This is a genomic window from Streptomyces luomodiensis (assembly GCF_031679605.1).
Taxonomy (GTDB): domain Bacteria; phylum Actinomycetota; class Actinomycetes; order Streptomycetales; family Streptomycetaceae; genus Streptomyces; species Streptomyces luomodiensis.
In genome coordinates, this window is record NZ_CP117522.1 from 3,768,847 (window position 1) to 3,789,303 (window position 20,457).

18 protein-coding genes are annotated in these 20,457 nt (G+C 71.6%); 9 read left to right on the top strand and 9 right to left on the bottom strand.

The window, feature by feature from the left end:
- Window positions 1-2 precede the first annotated feature (2 nt).
- The 6 genes from PS467_RS15680 to PS467_RS15705 are packed head-to-tail and all read right to left on the bottom strand — an operon-like array spanning window position 3 to window position 6,069.
- On the bottom strand, window positions 3-878 hold the full coding sequence (locus PS467_RS15680) for a carbohydrate ABC transporter permease (RefSeq protein ID WP_311035806.1): 876 nt from the start codon (window positions 876-878) through the stop codon (window positions 3-5).
- Window positions 875-1,837 carry a carbohydrate ABC transporter permease gene (locus tag PS467_RS15685; RefSeq protein ID WP_311035807.1) on the bottom strand — a complete coding sequence of 321 codons (963 nt, stop codon included), beginning with the start codon at window positions 1,835-1,837 and terminating at the stop codon, window positions 875-877. Before PS467_RS15685 ends, PS467_RS15680 begins: the two co-directional genes overlap by 4 nt.
- Window positions 1,834-3,123 (bottom strand): ABC transporter substrate-binding protein, encoded by a 1,290-nt coding sequence (locus PS467_RS15690; RefSeq protein ID WP_311035808.1) that lies wholly within the window; start codon window positions 3,121-3,123, stop codon window positions 1,834-1,836. The genes PS467_RS15685 and PS467_RS15690 overlap by 4 nt, the downstream gene beginning before the upstream one ends.
- Before the next feature lie 60 nt (window positions 3,124-3,183).
- Window positions 3,184-3,954, bottom strand: coding sequence for a cupin (locus tag PS467_RS15695; protein ID WP_311035809.1), 771 nt, complete (start codon window positions 3,952-3,954; stop codon window positions 3,184-3,186).
- Window positions 3,948-4,904 (bottom strand): DUF6807 domain-containing protein, encoded by a 957-nt coding sequence (locus tag PS467_RS15700; protein ID WP_311035810.1) that lies wholly within the window; start codon window positions 4,902-4,904, stop codon window positions 3,948-3,950. The genes PS467_RS15695 and PS467_RS15700 overlap by 7 nt, the downstream gene beginning before the upstream one ends.
- Window positions 4,905-4,911: 7 nt before the next feature.
- The gene (locus tag PS467_RS15705; protein ID WP_311035811.1) at window positions 4,912-6,069 is read right to left on the bottom strand and encodes a Gfo/Idh/MocA family protein; all 1,158 of its coding nucleotides are present in this window, start codon (window positions 6,067-6,069) and stop codon (window positions 4,912-4,914) included.
- Window positions 6,070-6,297: 228 nt separating this feature from the next.
- Between PS467_RS15705 and PS467_RS15710 the strand changes: the two genes are divergently transcribed.
- From PS467_RS15710 to PS467_RS15735, 6 genes are all read left to right on the top strand, one after another.
- Window positions 6,298-7,356: a LacI family DNA-binding transcriptional regulator gene (locus PS467_RS15710; RefSeq protein WP_311035812.1), complete on the top strand. Its 1,059-nt coding sequence runs from the start codon at window positions 6,298-6,300 to the stop codon at window positions 7,354-7,356.
- Window positions 7,357-7,486: 130 nt separating this feature from the next.
- Window positions 7,487-8,437, top strand: coding sequence for a bifunctional helix-turn-helix transcriptional regulator/GNAT family N-acetyltransferase (locus PS467_RS15715; protein WP_311035813.1), 951 nt, complete (start codon window positions 7,487-7,489; stop codon window positions 8,435-8,437).
- A 196-nt stretch (window positions 8,438-8,633) separates the two neighbouring features.
- Complete coding sequence (locus PS467_RS15720) at window positions 8,634-9,788, top strand: methyltransferase (protein WP_432280588.1); 1,155 nt, start codon at window positions 8,634-8,636, stop codon at window positions 9,786-9,788.
- Between the two features lie 281 nt (window positions 9,789-10,069).
- The gene (locus PS467_RS15725; protein WP_311035814.1) at window positions 10,070-10,546 is read left to right on the top strand and encodes a DUF5980 family protein; all 477 of its coding nucleotides are present in this window, start codon (window positions 10,070-10,072) and stop codon (window positions 10,544-10,546) included.
- A gap of 429 nt (window positions 10,547-10,975) precedes the next feature.
- Window positions 10,976-11,773 (top strand): sugar phosphate isomerase/epimerase family protein, encoded by a 798-nt coding sequence (locus PS467_RS15730; RefSeq protein WP_311035815.1) that lies wholly within the window; start codon window positions 10,976-10,978, stop codon window positions 11,771-11,773.
- 83 nt (window positions 11,774-11,856) lie between these two features.
- Complete coding sequence (locus PS467_RS15735) at window positions 11,857-12,771, top strand: LysR family transcriptional regulator (protein WP_311035816.1); 915 nt, start codon at window positions 11,857-11,859, stop codon at window positions 12,769-12,771.
- 291 nt (window positions 12,772-13,062) lie between these two features.
- Here PS467_RS15735 and PS467_RS15740 read toward each other — a convergent pair whose 3' ends face one another.
- Together PS467_RS15740 and PS467_RS15745 are read right to left on the bottom strand one after the other, a co-directional pair.
- A complete protein-coding gene (locus PS467_RS15740) occupies window positions 13,063-13,662 on the bottom strand; it encodes an NAD(P)H-dependent oxidoreductase (protein ID WP_311035817.1) in 600 nt (199 codons plus the stop codon).
- Between the two features lie 112 nt (window positions 13,663-13,774).
- Window positions 13,775-14,611, bottom strand: a complete 837-nt coding sequence (locus PS467_RS15745) for an NAD(P)H-binding protein (RefSeq protein WP_311035818.1) — start codon at window positions 14,609-14,611, stop codon at window positions 13,775-13,777.
- 90 nt (window positions 14,612-14,701) lie between these two features.
- Between PS467_RS15745 and PS467_RS15750 the strand changes: the two genes are divergently transcribed.
- Window positions 14,702-15,715 (top strand): AraC family transcriptional regulator, encoded by a 1,014-nt coding sequence (locus tag PS467_RS15750; RefSeq protein WP_311035819.1) that lies wholly within the window; start codon window positions 14,702-14,704, stop codon window positions 15,713-15,715.
- A gap of 488 nt (window positions 15,716-16,203) precedes the next feature.
- The gene (locus PS467_RS15755; protein ID WP_311035820.1) at window positions 16,204-18,126 is read left to right on the top strand and encodes a glycoside hydrolase family 3 protein; all 1,923 of its coding nucleotides are present in this window, start codon (window positions 16,204-16,206) and stop codon (window positions 18,124-18,126) included.
- 96 nt (window positions 18,127-18,222) lie between these two features.
- On the opposite strand, the gene PS467_RS15760 is transcribed toward PS467_RS15755, so the two are convergent.
- Window positions 18,223-19,626, bottom strand: a complete 1,404-nt coding sequence (locus tag PS467_RS15760) for a S28 family serine protease (protein WP_311035821.1) — start codon at window positions 19,624-19,626, stop codon at window positions 18,223-18,225.
- Between the two features lie 183 nt (window positions 19,627-19,809).
- Between PS467_RS15760 and PS467_RS15765 the strand changes: the two genes are divergently transcribed.
- Window positions 19,810-20,253, top strand: coding sequence for a hypothetical protein (locus PS467_RS15765; RefSeq protein ID WP_030841670.1), 444 nt, complete (start codon window positions 19,810-19,812; stop codon window positions 20,251-20,253).
- The last annotated feature ends 204 nt before the right edge of the window (window positions 20,254-20,457 follow it).

Sequence of the window (20,457 nt, forward strand, 5' to 3'; positions counted from 1 at the left end):
GCTCATCCCTTCAGTCCGGAGCTGGCCATGCCCTCGACCAGGAACCGCTGGAAGGCGAGGAAGAAGAGCACGATGGGCAGCAGCGCGAACACCGACATCGCGAACATCGGGCCGAAGGCCGACTGGCTGGAGGCGTCCACGAAGGAGCGCAGGGCCAGGGTCAGGGTGAACTTCTCCGGCTCGAAGAGGTAGATGAGCTGGGTGAAGAAGTCGTTCCAGGTCCAGATGAAGGTGAAGATCGCGGTGGTGATCAGCGCGGGCCGGGTCAGCGGCAGGATGACGCTGAAGAACGAGCGGAAGGGCCCGCAGCCGTCGATCCGGGCCGCCTCTTCCAGCTCACGCGGCAGTCCGCGCATGAACTGCACGATGAGGAAGACGAAGAAGGCGTCGGTGGCCAGGAACTTCGGCAGGATCATCGGCCAGTAGGTGTTCACCATGCCGAGCTGGTTGAAGATGATGTACTGCGGGATGAGGATGGCGTGGTGCGGCAGCATGATCGTCGCGATCATGAACGCGAAGAGCGGGCCGCGCATCCGGAACCGCAGCCGCGCGAAGGCGTACGCGGCGAGCGAGCAGCTGATGACGTTGCCGAGCACCGCACCGCAGGCGATCAGCAGCGAGTTCCACAGCAGCCGTCCGACGCCGACCTCGTTCACCCCGTCCAGGGCGGTGGAGTAGTTGCCCCACTCGAAGTGGCTGGGCAGCAGCTTGAGGCTGGCGATGACCTCGTCGGCGGGTTTGAACGAGGTCGCCAGCAGCCAGGCCAGCGGATAGAGCATCACCAGCAGCACGGCGATCAGACCGATGTGCAGGGCGATCCGGGCGGGCGCGGGACGCTTGCGCGCCGTGCCCGCGGTGGTGATCGGGGCGGTGGTCATCGGCCCCCCTCATGGGTGTCGTTGGCGTAGAAGACCCAGGCCCGGGAGGTCCGGAAGAGCACCGCGGTGACGACCCCGATGGCCAGCAGGAGCACCCACGCCATGGCGGAGGCGTAGCCCATGTGGGAGGCGGTGAAGCCGCGGTCGTACAGGTAGAGCGTGTAGACCAGCGTGGAGTCCGCGGGTCCGCCCTTGCCCCCGCTGACCGCGAAGGCGGGGGTGAAGACCTGGAACGCCTGGATCATCTGGAGCACCAGGTTGAAGAAGAGCACCGGGGACAGCATCGGGATGGTGATGGAGCGGAACTGCCGCCACCAGGAGGCCCCGTCGACGGCCGCCGCCTCGTACAGCTCGGCGGGTATCTGCTGGAGCCCGGCCAGGAAGATCACCATGGGGGCGCCGAACTGCCAGATGGTCAGCAGCGCCACCGACAGGATGGCCCAGCCCGGTTTGTTGATCCAGCCGCCGATGTCGAGGCCGACGTCGGAGAGCAGGTTGTCGACGGTGCCGCCGTCGTTGAAGATCGCCCGCCAGACCAGGGCGATGGACATCGACGCGCCGAGCAGCGAGGGGGCGTAGAACGCGGAGCGGTAGAAGCCCTTGCCGCGCTTGACCGACTTCAGCGCGATCGCCACGGCGAGCGCCAGCACGAGCTGGAGCGGCACCGCGATCACCACGTAGGTCAGGGTGGTGCCGACCGACCGCCAGTAGCGGGGGTCCTCGGTGAACATCTGGGTGTAGTTGCGGAAGCCCACCCAGCTGGGCGCGTCGAACATGTCGTAGTCGGTGAACGACAGATACAGCGAGACGGCCATGGGCAGCAGTGTCAGCACGGTGGCGCCGAGCACCCAGGGGGACAGGAACACCCAGGCGGCGCCCTGCCGCTCGCGCTTCGGCGCCCGCTTGCCGCCGGTGGCGGAGGGCGCGGCGCTCTGGGGGCGGGTCGCGGTCGCGGTCATTGCCTCAGCTCCGCCTTCGCCTCGGTGATGTAGTCCTCCGCCGCCTCACGCGGCGACATGCGCTCGTAGGACACCTGGTCGTAGTCGCGCGCGAAGGTGCCTTGCAGGGAGGCGTCGCCCTTGGGCGGCGCGGCCGGCGGGTCCTCGAACTTGCCCTCGAACTGCTTCTGGTACGCGGAGATGACCTGGTCGAACCCCTCCAGCTTGGGCAGCACCTTCTCGCGCAGCGTGTCGTTGGCCGGGATGCCGCGGGTGGCGCCGAGGATGGTGCCCGCCTCCTGGTCGTTGAGCAGGAAGTCGATGAACTGGGCGGCCTGCTTCGGGTGTGCGGTCTTGGCCGAGGCGCCGAAGAACATCGACGGTTTGAAGTACTGGCCCGGGGTGCCGTCGTCGCCGACCGGCAGCGGCGCCATCTTCAGCCCCTCGCCGACGATGGCCGAGTAGCCGCTGACGGGGGCGTCCCAGTTGAAGTCGGAGACGGCCGTCAGCCGGCCCAGCGGGGTGTTCTCCACCGTCCCGTCCATCTGGGTGGTCTGCTCGGCGCGGGACACCGCGCCCTCCTTGCGGAGCCCGGTGCACCACTCCCAGTAGCGGGTCAGATCGTCGGCGGTGAAGCCCAGCCCGCCGTCCTCGGTGTACAGGCTCTTGCCCTGGCCGCGCAGCCAGATCTCGAAGACGTCCTCGCTCTGGCCCGGGTCGGTGCCGCCGACCCGGCCGCCGGTGGCCTCGGACTTCGACAGCTGGCGCATCGCGTCGGCCCAGTCGTCCCACGTCCAGTCCGCGGTGGGCTCGGGGACGCCCGCCTTGCGCCACAGCGTGGCGTCGTACGCCATCGTCTCGGTGCCGCGGGCGACCGGGAGCGCGTACCGCTTGCCGTCGACCACCCCGGTGTCCAGCAGCCCCTTGTCGATCTGAGAGGTCCGCAGCTCGGGGTACTTGCCGAGGTCCAGCAGGATGCCGGAGGTCGCGTACTGGTTGATCTGCCGGTAGTCCAGCTGCATCACATCGGGCGCGTCGCCGCCCGCCGCCTGTGTGGCGAGCTTCGCCTTATAGGTGTCGAATCCCGCGAAGGACGTGGTGATGTCGATGTCAGGGTGGCGCTTCTCGAAAACCTTGATGGCCTGCTCCGTGCGGGCCGCCCGGTCGGGATTGCCCCACCAGGTGAACCGCAGGGTGACCTTGCCGCCCGAGCCGCCGCCGCCATCGCCGCCGCAGCCCGTGAGGGTCCCGCCGAGTGTGAGGACGAGAGCCAGGGCGCAGGACATCTTTGTCCTGTTTCCGCGCATACCGGAGCCGACCTCCCTCCTGATGTGTCCGTTGAACGTGCGTGGTGGTGCCTGTGGCGGCTATTCGCCGTAATACGGGAGCGTGGCGCCGGGCAGTTCGTACTCGTCCCGGCGACCGCACATGCCGTAGCCGCCCCGGCGGCTGGGCCCGGTCGCGGTGACCCGCGCCTCGGCCAGGTGGGAGGCGTCGCCCGCGGCGAGCGCGGTCAGCTGCTCACCGGTGCGCCGCGCGGCGGCGAGCGCCCCGTCCCGCCAGCGCGGCTCCCACTGCCCGACCTTGGGCGCGACGATCCGCACCGCCGCCTCGTGGAAGGCGCGCAGCGGACCCGTGTCGCCCTTCTCGGCGGCGGCCCGCAGCGTCAGATAGCCCTCGACCGCCAGGTCCCGGCGGCGCCGGGCGGCCGCGTCGGCCGCCGGCCCCTCCTTGGCGGGCAGCGCGGCGGCCGCCGCGTACCGCCCGGGGTCGGCCAGCACCTCGGGCGGGAAGGTGAAGACCGCGTCCCCGGCCTCCGGCAGCCCGCTGTTCTGCATCAGCACGGTCACCTTCAGACCGCCGCCCTGCACCATCCGGTGCACCGTGCCGGGGGTGAACCACACCACCGCGCCCGGCTCCAGCGGGGTCTCGGTGAACCCGTCCGCGACGGTCAGGGTCTGCACGGCGCCGCGTCCCGCGGTCACCACATACGCCTCGGTGCAGGCCAGATGGAGATGGGGGCTGCCGCCGCACACCCCGTCGGCGGCCTCCCACTCGTACGCGCTGATGTGGGAGAGTCCCACACCGCCCGGCAGCGGGGCGGGCATCGGATGCGTCGGGGTCACCGTGGTCACCATCCGTGGTTCGCGAGGTAGCTCTCGGCGCGCGCCCGGTCCCAGGCGCCGTCGGCGACCACCACCCGGTAGCGGTAGCCGAAGGACTCCCCCGGCGGCAGCTCGAACTCCTCGAAGAACGCCCAGGAGGGGGCCACCGTGGGGATGGGCTCAGAGCGCACGAACCAGTGGGAGGGGTGGATCGTGGCCGCGCTGTCCAGGTTCTCCGGGGCGTGTGCGAACAGCAGCGTGGAGTGCGCGTCCACGTCGTCGTGCTCGGCGGTGAAGGCGATCCAGGCGGCGTCGGTGGCCGGGGTGCCCATCAGGTCCGAGGCGCCGGCCTCGCCGTCGCCGCCGCGCCCGTCCGGGCCGATGACGTCGCCGCCGGTGAAGTCGCGCGGGCCGCGCCACTGGAGCCCGGTGTATCCGGCCATCTCCCGGCCGGCGGTGGTCGGGGAGCCGAAGTGCAGGGCCTCGCCACGGATGTTGGTGAGGTGGATGGACCAGTCCAGGGCCCAGGTGCCCGCCTCCGGCTCCACCGAGTGCACTTCGACGGTGCGCAGCTCACGCGCCCACTCCTGACCGCCGTGCTCGATCCAGGTGAGCTTCTCGGTGAAGCGCAGCCGGTCCTCGTCGACGGTGAACTCCTCGAAGCCGTCGTGGCGCATCGAGCCCACGCGCTCCTCGATGCGCTGATAGCCCTGTTCGGGGCCGAGGTAGGAGTTGCCGCCCCAGAAGTTCTGGCCGGACAGATGGCTGGCGGTCATCTGGAGGCCCTTGTGCCAGCGGTGGTCGTTGGGCCGGTAGCCGGAGACCTGGTTGCCGGCGAGGGTGCGCAGCGGATGGGCGTAGGGCTTACGGACCTCGAAGGCGTCCGGGTCGGGCCGGTAGACGTACGCCATCAGCTCGACGCCGCCGGAGGCGACGGAGACACGTGTCCCGTGGGTGTGGGTGACGGTGATGCGCTGGGTCATGGCGGCCTCAGCTCTCCTTGGTGGTGGCGGTCGCCGCCTTCGGCGCCCACTCGGGGTGGTCGCCGTGCATGGCGGCGTAGTACGGGTCCCCGGGTGCGATCTCGCCCGCGCGCACGGGCTGCCCGGTGAAGGCCGCCTTGTAGAGCGCGGCGATGAACTCGAGGGTGCGGCGGGCGTCCGCGCCGCTGCCCGGGGGCCGTACGCCGTCCCGCATCGCGTCCAGCAGCCCGGACAGCTGGGCCCCGTGCGAGCTGGGCAGATCGGCGGCCGGAGTGCGCCAGCGCCGGTGCCGGGCGGTGTCCTCGCGCACATGCGGGGCGGGGGTGTAGACCCAGTCGTCGTTGCGGTGGCCGTAGAGATGGGTCAGCTCGACGGTGGCGTCCGCGCAGTCGATCCGGATGCGGCTGACCTCGTCGGGCGAGAGCACGCTGTTGACGACGGTGGCCATGGCGCCGTCCGCGAACCGCACCAGCGCGGTGGAGACGTCCTCGCTCTCCACCTGGTGCACCAGCCGTCCGGCCATGCCGCGGACCTCGGTCCAGTCGCCGAGGAGGTGGAGCAGCAGATCCATCTGGTGGATGCCGTGACCCATGGACGGGCCGCCGCCCTCGGTCTCCCAGCGGCCGCGCCAGGGCACCGCGTAGTAGGCGGTGTCGCGGTGCCAGGTGGTCTGGCAGTGGGCCACCAGCGGCCGTCCCAGGGCGCCCTCGGCCAGCAGCTCGCGGGCGTGGACGGCGCCCGAGCCGTAGCGGTGCTGGAAGACCACCGACGCGTACGGGCCGCCCGCCTCGTTCTCCGCCGCGGCGATCTCGTCGTACTCGGCGAGGGTGAGGCACAGCGGCTTCTCGCACAGCACCCAGGCGCCGGAGCGCAGCGCGGCCACCGTCTGCTCGCGGTGCAGGGAGGGCGGGGTGCCGATGAGGACCAGGTCGGGGCGCTCGGCCGCCAGCATCGCCGCCACCTCGGTGTAGCCGGTGACATCGAAGGTCCCGCCCTCGGCGGCGGTGGCGCGGAAGGCGTCGAGCCGGTCCGTGGCCACATCGACGGCGGCGACGAGGTCCACGCGGTCGGCGTGGTCACGCAGTGCGGGCAGATGGCTGCCGGTGACGATGGCTCCGGTGCCGATCACTGCGGCACGGATACGGTGGGTGGCTGCTGCGGCCATGGGCTAAGGCTCCTCGCCGACGGAAAGCGCTTGCTGGGGAGGACCCTAGGCATGGTCCGGATGACTGGACAAGACCCTGGCGGGCAGAATCGCGCCGCCCGTGGGCCGCTCGTGGGCCGCCCATGGGCCGCCCATGGACCGCCCGTGGGCCGCCCATGGGGTGAGAGCATGGATGCGCCCAACCAGCGCGCGCGGCGCACCCGAAAGTGACCACTCAACGGAGGAAACATGGCAGTGACCCTGGCCGATGTGGCGGCACGGGCTCGGGTCTCGGCGGCCACCGTGTCGCGTGTCCTGAGTGGCAACTACCCGGTGGCGGAGTCGACCCGGGCACGGGTGCTGCGCGCGGTCGACGAGCTGGAGTACGTGGTCAACGGCCCGGCAAGCGCTCTCGCCGCCGCCACCTCCGATCTGGTCGGAGTGCTGGTCAACGACATCGCGGACCCCTTCTTCGGCATCATCGCGGGCGCCGTGCAGAGCGAAATGGGCACCCCGGCGGGCGAACCGGGCCGGGGCGGCGAAAAACTCGCGGTCATCTGCAACACCGGGGGTTCGCCCGAGCGCGAGCTGAACTACCTCACCCTGCTCCAGCGGCAGCGCGCGGCCGCCGTCGTACTCACCGGCGGCGCCGTCGAGCACCCCGACCACGCCGCCGCCGTGGCCGCCAAGGCGTCCCGGCTGGCCGCGTCCGGCACCCGGGTGGTGCTGTGCGGCCGCCCGCCGATCGAGGACGCGACCACCCTCACCTTCGACAACCGCGGCGGCGCCCGCCGGCTCACCGAACACCTGCTGACCCTCGGCCACCGCCGGATCGGCTACGTGGCGGGCCCCGCCGAACGCACCACCACCCGCCACCGGCTGGAGGGCCACCGGGCCGCGCTGACCGCGGCCGGGCTGGACAGTCCCGACGCCGACGCCGAGCGGCTCACCGTCCACGGCCTCTACGACCGCGCCTCCGGCTACGACGCGACGCTTGAACTCCTGCGCCGCCACAGCGGTCTGACGGCCATCGTGGCCGCCAACGACACCATCGCGCTCGGCGTCTGCGCGGCCCTGCGCGACCAGGGCCTGCGCATCCCCGAGGACGTCTCGGTCGCGGGCTTCGACGACCTGCCGTTCAGCGCGGACGCGGTTCCGGCCCTCACCACGATGCGGCTGCCGCTGCACGAGGCGGGCGCCCGCGCCGGGCGGCTGGCCCTGGGCCGCGACCCGCAGCCGCCGGGCGGGGTGGCGATGGTCCGCGCCGAACTGATGGCCCGCGCCTCCACGGCCCCGCCGCACTCCTGAGCGCGCCGGCGCGCTCCTCCGCCCTCCGGTACCAGGGGTGAGTCCCCCTTTCCCGGATACTTGATCTGGTGCAACTATAAGGTCAAGTGTTACGGGGCGTTTCGGAAGCAGGGGTACGGAGGGATGCCGGATGGAACCGCGCGACGATCTTGACCTGGCCGTGGACGAGGTCCGCGACTTCAACCGGATGTACACCCGGCTGATCGGTGTCCTCGACTACCCAGGACAGCTCAACACCCCGTACTCGCTGAGCGAGGCCCGCATCCTCTACGAGCTGGCGCGGCGGGAGCGCACCCATGTCTCGGCGCTCCGGGAGCACCTGGGGGTCACCGCCGCGCATCTGAGCCGGACCCTGGGCCGGTTCGAGGAGCGCGGGCTGGTGACGCGCGAGCGCCATCGGCGCGACGCCCGCTACCAGGAGGTGCTGCTCACCGCGGCGGGCCGGGCGGCGGCGGAGGACCTGGACCGGCGGTCGCGGGAGGCGGTGGCCGGACTGCTGGCCAAGGTGGACCGGAACGAGCTGGGGCGGCTGCGGGAGGCACTGGCGACCGCGCGGGCCGTGTTCACCGGCCCGGCCGAGCCCACGGTGCGGCTGCGCGAACCGGCGCCGGGGGACCTGGGCTGGATCGTGCAGCGCCACGGCGCCGTATACGCACGGGAGTTCGGGTGGAACGCCGAGTTCGAGGCGCTGGTGGCCCGTATCGTCGCGGAGTTCGGCACGGGCCATGACCCGGCCCGCGAGCGGGCGTGGATCGCGGAGCTCGACGGCCGCCCGGTGGGATCGGTGATGTGCGTCCGGGACGAGCGGCCCGACACGGCCCGGCTGCGGCTGCTGCTCGTCGAGCCGGAGGCGCGGGGGCGGCGGATCGGCGAGCGGCTGGTGGGCGCGTGCATCGACTTCGCGCGCGAGGCCGGCTATCGCGAGCTGGTGCTGTGGACCAATGACGTCCTGACCTCGGCCCGCCGGATCTATGAGCGGGCCGGGTTCGAGCTGGTCGCCGAGCAGCGGCACCGCGGCTACGGCTCGCCCCTGGTCGGCCAGGACTGGCGGCTCGCGCTCGACGGCCCCGCGCCCGCCTGACCGACTGCCAAAAGGCGAACGGTGCCCCGGGAGCGCTCCCCTTGCCCGGGAGCGCTCCCATCGTAGGGCGGGGTCCGAAAAGCGGCCATACGTATGACGGGGCGTCATCGGACCGGAAAACCGCTCGCGCCGGACGGGCCGCGCCGGAAGGATCACCTCATACGCACCACGGGTGCGAACCGCACAAGAGCAAAGGGTGTACCCCCTGAGTACGCAGCAGGTCATCGAGTGGACCGAGGACGGCCGGGACCGGGCCGCCCACTGGCGATCCGAGAGCGGCGCCCCACCGCCCCGGCGGGTCGGGATCGCGGACGACCGGATGCCCGCCGACACCGCCTACCGCCTCGTCTGCGAGGGCACCGCGCTGCTGTGGCGCGGCGACTACCAGGGCGCCCGCCAGCTGCTGACGGCGCTGGCGCGCCGGATCGACCGTGGTCCGCGCCGGGCCAGGGAGCGGCGGGCAGCGGCGGCGTCACCGGCCGAGGCGTTCCACCGGCACCGCCAGGCGACGTCCCGGCGGGCCCGGCTGCTGGGCATGCTGCTGGTGCCGCTGGACGCCGACCTGTCCGTACCGCTGCGCCGGGCGCCGGACGTACGGGAGGCGTGCGCCGAGGCGTACGGCGTGGCGCACGCCCCCTCGGTGGTCTCGCTCCGTGAATTACTCGGTCTGATCGGCGCGCACGAGTGGCGGGAGAAGGGCGTCGAGGTCCCGGCGCTGGGCGGCGACCGCGTCCATCCGCACTACGGGGTCTTCGCCCCGGTGCGCGGCGAGTACGTCGACCTGGTGGCCGAGGCCCCGCTGCCCGCCTCCCGGTCGGCCGCGTTCGACATCGGCACCGGTACGGGCGTCTTGGCGGCCGTCCTCGCCCGGCGCGGCGTCGACCGCGTGGTGGCCACCGACCAGGACGCACGGGCGCTGCGCTGTGCCCGGGAGAACGTGGCCCGCCTGGGCCTGTCCGGGCGGGTCGAGGTGGTCGAGGCGGACCTCTTCCCGCCGGGCCGCGCCCCTTTGGTGGTCTGCAATCCCCCCTGGCTCCCGGCCCGGCCCTCCTCACCGCTCGAATACGCGGTCTACGACCCGTCCAGCCGTATGCTGCGCGGCTTCCTGAACGGGCTGGCCGGACATCTGACCCCCGGCGGCGAGGGCTGGCTCATCCTCTCCGACCTGGCGGAACACCTCGGACTGCGGCCGCGCGAGGAGCTGCTGGCCGCCATCGCCGCGGCCGGGCTGAAGGTGGTGGACCGCCTCGACACCCGCCCGGTCCACCCCCGCGCCACCGACCCCGCCGATCCGCTCCACTCGGCCCGCGCGGCGGAGGTGACCTCCCTGTGGCGGCTGACGGCGGGGTGAGGCCCACCCGGTCCACGCTGCAGCGGCCGTGACGGTGCGCCCCCGGGCCGCACGGCGCGGCACGTTCCCGATGACTCAGGGCTGGACTCTCCGTCAGATGCGGTTGGCCACCAGTGCGTAGTCGAGGTACAGGGGGCGGCAACCGTGCTCGGTGACGGCGCCCGGAGTCTTATACGAGATTTATAACTACGAAGATATTCTCGTCATTCTCCTTGGAGGTGCTCGGGGAATCCGAACCGGAGTGGGTCATGGGCCATTCTGCGGGGGGCACTCCGGGCCTGGTGTCGGTGAAGATCAGTCACCGGAAAGGTTCACTCGTGATCTCCGTCCGTTCTTCTCGCTCCCTTGCCGGCCGTGTCGCCGCCGGTCTCGCAGGCGCCGCCGCCGTTGGTGCGCTGGCGTTCTCCTCGCCGGCCGCTGCCGCTGCGGCCGACGCGTCCTGGACGATGGGTACGGGCTACCCCGTAGATCAGGACTACTGCTTCTCGAATATGCCACTGAACCTGAGCAAGAACTACAATTCCATCATCTCGGGTTCTTGGGACAAACCCATCACCTTCGGCGTCAAGGACCTGCCGGGCGGCTACTCGTTCACCACGACGCTGCAACCGGGATCGAACGAGAGCACGGTCAACGCCTGGGTCGCCTTCAACATTCCGATGCAGCCCGACGGTGTCTACCACCCGGTGGTCTATGCCACCGATGGCACGACGACCCAGAGCGTCACCCGCACGCTGACCGTCGGCCTGCCCTGCTGACGAGTTCGCCCACCCGGTACGCGCGGCGCACGGCACCGGCTGCCAGGACCGGACGTGACCTCGACCAGGCGACGGTGTCCGCGGCGACGACCACCGGTGGATCGAGGCGGCATGCCCCGGCGGTACGCGCCGGGGCGCTCCGCCGAACGCCCCGGCGCAGGTGGCCGTAGCAGGCGTCGGGAGCAGGGTGCTCCCTTTGACGACAGGCCCTGGCCCCAGGCAGTGCCGATACCCCCCACGGCGAGCGGCGGTGTACCGGCGAGGACGGTACGGCCCATGCCCCGGTGTGTGCGGGCGTCATGTGAGCCGGTTCACTCACCCAGCGCGGTCGGCTGCTCCGGCACGGCGGGATTGACCTCGCCCGTGCCCCTGCCTAGCGTCCGGCGTGAAGATCCCCATCCTGCGGAACCCCCACCTCACGGAGCCCGTATGAAGCTCGCCTTCTCCACCCTCGGTGTCCCCGGTATGCCCGTGCCCGAGGTCGCACGGCTCGCCGCCGGGAGCGGGTACCACGGTGTCGAACTGCGCGCCCACCCCGAGGAGCCGGTGCACCCGGGGATCGGGGCGGACGAACGCGCGCGGGTGGTGGACGGGTTCCGGGCCGCCGATGTGGAGATCCTGACCGTCGCCGGGTACGTACGGGTCGCGGCGGCGGGCCCCGACGAGCCCGTCCTGACCGGGCTGCGGGAACTCCTCGCGCTCGCCCACGACCTGGGCGCGCCCTACGTCCGCGTCTTCCCCGGCGGCGGGGAGCAGAGCGCGGAGGAGGCCGACGCCACGGCCGCCCGCCGCCTGGGCGCCGCCGCGCCGTACGCCGCCGAACTGGGCGTACGGCTGCTGCTGGAGACCCACGACTCGCACCGCACGGGCGCGGACGCGGCGCGCGTCCTCGGTCCCGTCGGCCACGGCAGCGTCGGCGCGATCTGGGATGTGATGCACACCTGGCTGGGCGGTGAGGACCCGGCCACCAGCTATGCCGCGCTCGCTCCGCAGCTGGGATACGTGCAGGTCAAGGACATCGCGTCGGCCGACGACACCACCCCGCTGCCGCTGGGCGAGGGCGTGCTGCCGCTGACCGAGTGCGTGGAGCTGCTCAGCCGTGAGGGCTGGGACGGCTGGCTGTGCTGGGAGTACGAGAAGCGGTGGTACCCGCAGGCGCGGGAGCTGCCGGAACTGCTGCCCGCCGGCCGCGAGCACCTGCTACGACTGCTGGCCGACGCGGCCTGAGAGCGGGGGCGTCCGGCCCCCGTGATGGGATGCGGCGACTGGTTGGACGCGGCGACGATGAACCGTGGGAGGGAGAGCGGCCCATGCTGGACCTGGCCCGGCTGCGGGCGCTGCACGCGGTGGCCGTGCACGGCTCGGTCAGCGCCGCCGCGACCGCGCTCGGCTACACCGCGTCGGCCGTGTCGCAGCAGATCGCCAAGTTGGAGCGGGAGACCCGGACGACCCTTCTGGAGCGGCAGGGCCGGGGCGTCACGCTGACCGACGCGGCCCGGCATCTGGCCGCCACCGCCCAGCAGCTGCTCGCCATCGTCGAAGAGGCCGAGACCACCCTGGAGGAACGGCGCGGACAGCCGACGGGCCGGCTGGTGATCGGCGCCTTCGCCTCGGCGGCGCGCGGGCTGATGCCCGTGGCGCTGGCCGCCCTCGCGACCGAACACCCGGCCCTGGACGCCCGGCTGCTGGAAGTGGACCCGCATCTGTCGGTGGACCTGGTGACGCAAGGGGTCATCGACCTGGCCGTGGCCCACGACTGGGACATCGCCCCGCTGCCCGCCCCGGACGGGCTGGAACGGGCGGTCATCGGGGACGATCTGTGCGATCTGCTCGTACCGGCCGGGCATCCGCTGGCCGCGCGAGCCGAACGGCGACCGCTGTGCCGCGCGGACCTGCCGGGCCAGCGGTGGATCTGCCAGCCGCCCGGGTCGGTGTGCCACGACTGGCTGGTCCGTACGCTGCGCGCCTCCGGCCAAGAGCCGGACCTGGCGTACCAGGCGGCGGAGAACCACACCCAGATCGCCCTGGTGGCGGCCGGTCTCGGTGTCGCCCTCATGCCCCGTCTGGGGCGCGGCCCGCTGCCGGACGGGGTGCTGGCGCTGCCCCTGGAGCCGGTCCCGGTGCGGCGGCTGTACGCCGTGTGGCGCACCGGCGCGGCCCGCCGCCCCGCCATCACCGAAACGGTGCGGCTGCTCCACGGCCTCTGGCCCCGGCGCACGGGCTGACGTGTTACCGCACGGGGCGACCCCCTCCCCGCCCAAATACAGCGCGGCAGGGAGGGAAAAAGCTAGCGCCCGCAACCGGAGGTGCCGGAATCCCGGCAGTGCGGGACGGACGGACTCACGAAACCGCGCCGCCCACCGTCCTCGCGGCTTGACGAACAGCATCAGGCATCAGTGAGGCGAGGTACGCACCAACAGGTGCGCTGGTCATTCAACGAACTCCAGGCCGGTGGGCGAAAGATGTCGTGCGCGTGCTCACTAGACCTCACCAATGGAATGAGCACTTGACACCTGTCATCCCAGCAGGCGGGTGTGAATGGCTTCGCTGATGGCCCGCACTGCACGGTCAACACCTTGCTTCATGGATTCAGGGGAAAGCCGTTCGGATTCATAGATGAAGGCTGTGGAACCGCGCCGGCTGCCGCAGTAGTCGATGATCCCGTGCTCGATTTGCGTCCGTAGTGCCTTCTCGTATCCGTGGCGCTCATACGCACCCGAGTCGCCGCCGGCTATGGGTACAAGATGCGTGGTGAGGTGCTGTAGTTTCGGCCGCAGGCCCGAAGCGGATGAGTACTCGAAGGCCCAGCCGTTGACGAAGACACGGTCGATCCACCCCTTCAGCAGTGCGGGCATCGACCACCAGTACACGGGGAAGACCAACACGAGATCGGTGGCACGCTCAAGACGGCACTGCTCAGCCACGACGTCAGCCGGATGGTTGCCACCCTCCTGGTACGCCCGACGATCCGCTGAAGTGAACCGGGGGTCGAACCGCTCCTCGGACAGGTCGGCGATCTCGACCGAACCGGGACGAAGCGCTGCCTCGAGTCTTCCCAGCACGAAATGCGTCAGGGACTGGGGGTCCGGGTTGGCGGCAACCAGCAAGGTGTGCATCGATGGCTCCAGTTACCTGAAGAGCGGACGTTTACAAAGGCGAGGATGTGCGGGATTGCGCGCGGACTCCTTCTCCTGAATGTCCACTGCGCCGGAGCGGCCGCCGCGGGATTCAGCGCCGCCAGGCTCCCGCTGCTGCGGCCCGCAGGACGAAGTCCTCAAAGGTCCGCGGCGCGCGTCCCAGCACGGTGACGACGTCGTCCGTCGTCCAGGCGGTCACCCCGCGCTCCAACAGCACGAACATTTCGGCGAGGAGATGGGCCTCGTTCTCGCGCCAGCCCTCCTGGACCAATGCCGCGGTGTACTCGGCCGGGGAGATCTGCCGGTAGGCGATGGGCAGTCCGGACGCCCGGGAGATCAACTCGACCGCCTCCGCCCAGCTCAGCCCGCGCGGCCCCGTCAGCTCGTAGACCCGACCAGCATGTCGGCCGGGCTCGGCCAGCACTGCGGCCGCAACGTCGGCGACGTCCTCGAGGTCGATGAACGGCTCGGGCACCGCACCTGCCGGAAGCGCCAGCTCGCCAGCGGCCAGCGGGGCGTGAAAGGGGTGCCCGTCGAAGTTCTGGGCGAAGTTCGCGGCACGCAGAACGGTCCATTCCAACGTCGAACTGCGCACGGCATCCTCGGCCGAGCGCATGTCCAGCCCGAACGCGGAGTCGCCCCAGTCGTCGGCGCCGTGCCCGGAGAGCAGGACCAGGCGCCGCACGTCGGCGGCCTCGGCCCGGGCCACGAACTCGTGCACTGGACCGGGCACGGTCGGGGGCACCACGTAGACAGTGGTGACGCCCTGCAGGACCTGATCCCAGTGGGCGGGGTGGAACCAGTCGAACGGGGTCTGGCTGGAACGGGAGGCGACGCGCACATGCGTGCCGCGCAACCGCAACCGGGCGGCTACCCGTCGACCGGTGTTGCCCGTCGCGCCAAGGACCAAAGTGGTGTCGCTGCTCATGACGGCGATTCAACGGCACGCATTCGGACGGATCCATAGGCGACAAGCCGAACCACCTGGTTAATCGTCCAGTTCGTTTAGTCTCGCAGGGTGGACGCTTTCGGTGACCTCCTACGCGGGGTGCGGGCCCAGGGCTCATTGTTCGGCAGCTCGACCCTGACCCCGCCCTGGGCGCTGCACTTCGTGGACGGTGCACCGCTGACGTTGTGCACTGTCCTCTCCGGGGGCGGCTGGATCGTGCCGGAGCACCGCCCGCCCGAACCTTTGTGCGTCGGCGAGACAGTGGTCGTGCGGGGCCCGGCGCCGTTCCTCTTCGTCGACGAGGTGGGCACCCGGGCGGAGCCCGTCGCGTGCGGCGCGTTCTGTTCGACGCCCGATCAGGGCGGAACCCGACACCGGCTCGGCTGGCACGAAACCTATGACGGAGGCGACAGCGCGACGACACTTGTCGTCGGCGCCTACCCGGTGCACGGCGAGATCAGCCGCAGGCTGCTGGACGCGCTGCCCGTCGTACTGCGCGTGGGGTCCGGCGGCAAGCCCGACCCCGTGTGGGAACACCTCGCCGTCGAAGCCGCCGCCGACACACCGGGCCAGCAGGTGGTCCTCGACCGGCTGCTGGACTGGATGCTGGTGTGCGCACTGCGCGAGTACTTCGATCGGCCCGACGGTAATCCCCCGGGCTGGTATTCCGCCGGGCGGGACCCGGTGGTCGGCGGCGCGCTGCGGCTGCTGCACAGCGAACCCGCGGCGCCATGGACGGTCGCCTCACTGGCCGAGCGCACCGGGGTGTCACGCTCCACGCTGGCCAAGCGATTCACCGACCTGGTCGGCAAGCCGCCACTGACCTACCTCACCCACTGGCGCATGACGCTCGCGGCGGACCTGCTGACCGAGCGCCAAACGGCGACGGTCGCGGAGATCGCCCGCACAGTGGGCTACTCCGACGCGTTCGCATTCAGCGCGGCGTTCAAACGGCTCCGCGGCGTCAGTCCCAGCACATACCGCAGCGCCGCGACAGCCCTGTCCCAGCAGCCGGCCGGCACCCTCCCGACCCACCCCGGTAACGGGCCCGCCATCCCGATTCAGGCCGGCTCACCCGCCTGAGCCCGCCACCCGACCCGCAGCGTTTGTGGACCATGGTCAGCTATGAGGGGAGAGGGTGCCGTGCGCAGGCCGGTCACAGGCGAGGGGCATGTCCACTGCAGCCAGATCTGCGCCGCGAGCGACCCGAACAGCGCGAATCCGGGTCGCCCGCCCTGACACACCACACGCGGAACCGTTGCGAGCCGCCGCGCGTCGAAGCGGTGTGCTGAGGGGGAGTCCCCGTACGGCGGTCATCGGTCTCGCTGTCGGCCGCGTCGCCGACCGCCCTCTCCGCCGCCCGCGGCCCGCAGCACCCGCCGCCGACGCGACACCCCTCCCAGAGCGTCGGCGGCGCCCCGGGGGGGCCGAAACGCGTCGTACGGCCGTCGGACGGGACACACCACCGGGCCGACAAGATGAGCAACTTTCCTTGACCGGGACCGGGTTGGTGTCCCAGCGTGTCCAGCACACCTTCGGCCGCCCCCTCCGAACCCGTGGAAGGAGTGCGGGTGCATACGCCCACGTCCCGCCGTGCCTTGCTCACCGCCACCCTGGCCGCCGCCGCGGCCGGTGCCTGTAGCGCGCCGACGCACAGCTCGCCCGCGTCCGCCACTCCCGCGCGCCACCCCGCCTCCGGTTCCGGCGGCGCTTCCGCGACCCCCTCCGGACCCGCCTCCGGCTCCGGCCGGGACCGGGAGCGCGACCGCCGGCGGATCGACGACCTCATCGGGCGGATGACGCTGGATCAGAAGATCGGCCAGCTCTTCGTGATGCGGGTGTACGGCCATTCGGCCACCCGCCCGGACCCCGCCGACGTGGCGGCCAACCGCAAGGAGATCGGCGTCGACAACGCCGCCGAGCTGATCGCGAAGTACCACGTGGGCGGGGTGATGTACATCCGCTGGGCGCACAACATCCGCGACCCCCACCAGGTCGCCGCGCTCTCCAACGGCATCCAGAAGGCCGCCGCGAAGGGCTCCGCGCCCGTCCCCGTCCTGATCTCCACCGACCAGGAGTACGGCACCGTCGCCCGGATCGGCGCGCCCGCCACGCTGTTCCCCGCCGCCATGGCGCTCGGCGCGGGCGGCAGCGCGGCCGACGCCCGTACGGCCGCCCGTACCGCGGGGGCCGAGCTGGCCGCGCTCGGCATCCGGCAGGACTACGCCCCGATCGCGGACGTCAACGTCAACCCCGCCAACCCGGTGATCGGCGTGCGCTCCTTCGGGGCCGATCCGAAGGCCGTGGCCCGGCTGGTGGCGGCCCAGGTGGCGGGCTATCAGAGCGCCGGGGTCGCGGCCACCGCCAAGCACTTCCCCGGCCACGGCGACACCAGCGTGGACAGCCATGTCGGCCTGCCGCTGATCACCCACTCACGGAAGGAGTGGGAGCGGCTGGACGCGCCGCCGTTCCGGGCCGCGATCGAGGCGGGAATCGACTCGATCATGACGGCGCATCTGCTCTTCCCCGCGCTCGACCCGGCCGACGACCCCGCCACGCTCTCCCGCCCCATCCTCACCGGAGTGCTCCGCGAGGAGCTGGGCTACGACGGGGTGGTGGTCACCGACTCCCTCGGCATGCAGGGGGTGCGGAAGAAGTACGGCGACGACCGGGTGCCGGTGCTCGCGCTCAAGGCGGGCGTGGACCAGCTGCTGAACCCGCCGAGTCTGTCCGTCGCCTTCCAGGGGGTGCGCGCGGCCGTCCGGGCGGGCGAGATCGACGAGGACCGGATCGACCGGTCGCTGCGGCGCATCCTGGACCTCAAGGCGCGCCGGGGGCTGTTCGACGACCCGTACACCAGCGACCGCGCGGTCAACCGCACGGTGGGCACCCGCGAGCACCGCGCCACCGCCGACCGGATCGCCGAGCGCACCACCACCCTGATCACCAACCGCGGCGGGCTGCTCCCGCTGTCACCGGACCGCCATCGCGACCTGCTCGTGGTGGGCGTGGACGCCGCCGCGCCCTCCGGCACCGGCGGCCCGCCGACGGCCGTCCTGGCCCGCGCCCTGTCCGGGCTGGGCTTCTCGGCGGAGGCGCTGCCCACCGGCACGGACGGCTCGCCCGGCCCCTCGCCGGAGCGGATCGAGGCGGCGGTCGCGGCGGCCCGGGGGCGGGACGCGGTGATCGTGACGACGTACGACATCGCCTCCGGCTCGTCCCAGCGCACCCTGGTGGCGCGGCTGGTGGCCACCGGTGTGCCGGTGGTGCATCTGGCGCTGCGCAATCCGTACGACATCGCACGGCTGGACGGACGCGGCACGGCCCCCGGGGCGTCGCTGGCCACGTACTGCTGGACGGACGGGGAGCTGCGCGCGGCCGCCCGGGTCATCGCGGGACGGGCCACCCCGCGCGGCAAGCTGCCGGTGGCGGTGCGGCGCGCGGACGACCCGTCCCGGGTGCTGTACGAGATCGGGCACGGGCTGACGTACTAGCCATCCGGGCGGGCGTACCAGCCCACCCGGGCGGCGTACCGAGCCCGTGCCCGATCGGGTCCAGGGTCCTTGCGGACGTTACGGACGTTACGGATGTTACGGACGCAGCACCGGCTCGCGCTCGATCCCGCGCCGGTCGAGCTTCGCGTCGTGCCGGGCAAGCGGCTCGCGCGTCTGGCTGACGCCCGCCCACCGCTGTACCTCCGCCGTGGCCTTGGCCTTCTCCTCGGCCGAGAGCTGGGCGATGTTCGAGCCGTGGTTGCCGCCGGCGACCGTGTAGACGTAAGCGTCCTTGGCGCCCTTGCCGACCCGGAACCGCTCGGCGCCCCACGGGTCGTTCTGCCCGTAGACGAAGAGCATCCGCTGGGCGTCCTGCCGCACCCAGCGGTCGATGTCCCGCATGGCGGCCGGGTGGAAGCGCATCGGGATGTCGCGCGGCACATAGCTGCGCGGGGCGTAGATGCCGGGGTAGCGCAGCAGCCCGGCCAGGTGCGGGGTCGCGAAGGTGGGCGAGCCGAGCTCGGTGCCCGCCTGGTAGTAGTACGGCGTGTAGGTCTCCAGGCCCTGGTCGGTGTAGGCGGAAAAGCCCGAGATCTCGTCGATGAAGCCGTACAGTTCGTCGGTCGAGGCGGTGGGGGCGGGGACGTCCCCACAGTCCTTCAGCAGGTGGTACTGCCAGAAGGCCCACACCAGGTCCAGGACGACGTTCTCGTACGCCTTGTCGGCGCTGCCGACGACGGTGAAGGTCTGCCCCTCGTCGTCCGCCCACTTCTGGTAGCGCGTCACGATCTCGTCGCGCCGCACCAGCGCCTCGTGCTGCACCGCGTTCAGCTTGTCGCGGCATTCGGCCGTGCCGACGTTCGCGAAGAAGCGGTCGTAGGCGGAGTCCTCCTTGTCGACCACGTCGTTGGGCGCCACGTAGGCGATGGTCCCGTTCATGTCACGCGGATAGAAACGGCGGTAGTAGGTGGCCGTCATTCCGCCCTTGCTGCCGCCGGTGGCCAGCCAGTTCTTGCCGTAGACGGGCTTGAGGGCCCGGTAGAGGCGGTGCTGGTCGCTGGCGGCCTGCCAGATGTCCAGCTTGGACCAGTCGGCGGGCTGCGGCCGGGACGGGGTGAAGAAGCGGTACTCCAGCGACACCTGGTTGCCGTCCACGATCTGCGTCGGCTCGCTGCGGCGCGGTGCGGTGGTGACGTTGTAGCCCGAGGTGTAGAAGACCGTGGGCCGGTCGGTGGCCTTGTGCAGCAGGGTGAACCGCTGCTGGAAGGTGCCCTGGGAAGGATGCCGGTGGTCCACCGGCTGGGTGTAGGTGAAGACGAGGAAGCGGTAGCCCTCGTAGGGCTGTTCCTCGACGAAACGCATGCCGGGAATCGCCAGGACGCGTTCCTTGATGTCCGGCTGGGCGGGGGCGGCCGGTGCCGCGGACGCGCCGGTGGCACCCGCGCCGACCGCCCCCATCAGTATCGCGAGCGACAGCAGCCATCTGAGCACCTTGCGCATGCACTCTCCCCTTGTCGCCGTTATGGCCCTCGCGACCCGTGAATTCGCACAGGTCGCCGAGAACCTATCCGGGCACACACGCGGGTGGCCAGAGGCTGTTGGCTCACCAACGCGACGCCGGATACGGAGAGTTGTTACCGTCGCCCTCTTTCGTAGCGGGCTGTGATGGCTCATGCTGCCTGTATGGACCGAGACGAACGGCACGACCGGAGTGAACGGGCCGAGCGGCTGACGCGGTATCTGAACGAATTGCAGGAACGGATCGACCCTCGCTCGCTGGAGCTGCTGATGCGGCTGCTGCGCGAGCTGAGCACCTCACCGGCCGTCCGCGGAGGGACGTACGAGCTCGGTATGGGGCCGGAGGAGAAAGAGCTGTTCACCCCCGCTCTCCAGGCCGAGTTGCTGGTGTTGTTCGGCCTGCTCACCTCCCAGGACGAGCGTGTGGTGGTCGACCTCGGCGACAGTCCGCACGCCAAGGGCATGAAGGTGCTGGTCCCTCAGGAGCGGGCCCAGGACCCCGAATTCCTGTACCGCCACAAGCAGCGGGTGGCGGCCGAGGCGGAGCAGCGGGAGCGCGACCGGCGGGAGGTGGAGGGCATAGCGAGGGCCAGCGGCATGGAACCGTGACGTTACCGTACGTAACATCGGGCGAACGCTGAGCGTTACCGGCCATAAGGCGGCCGTAAGGCGACCATGCGGCAGATGGGCGACACACGGTCGGCACGTGGGGCGACACACGGGCGGCATGGGGGCGGCATATGACCGGTGCACTCCCCCCGCCCCCGCGCCGCGGGCCCACCCGACGCGCTGCCACGCGACGGCGGGCCCACG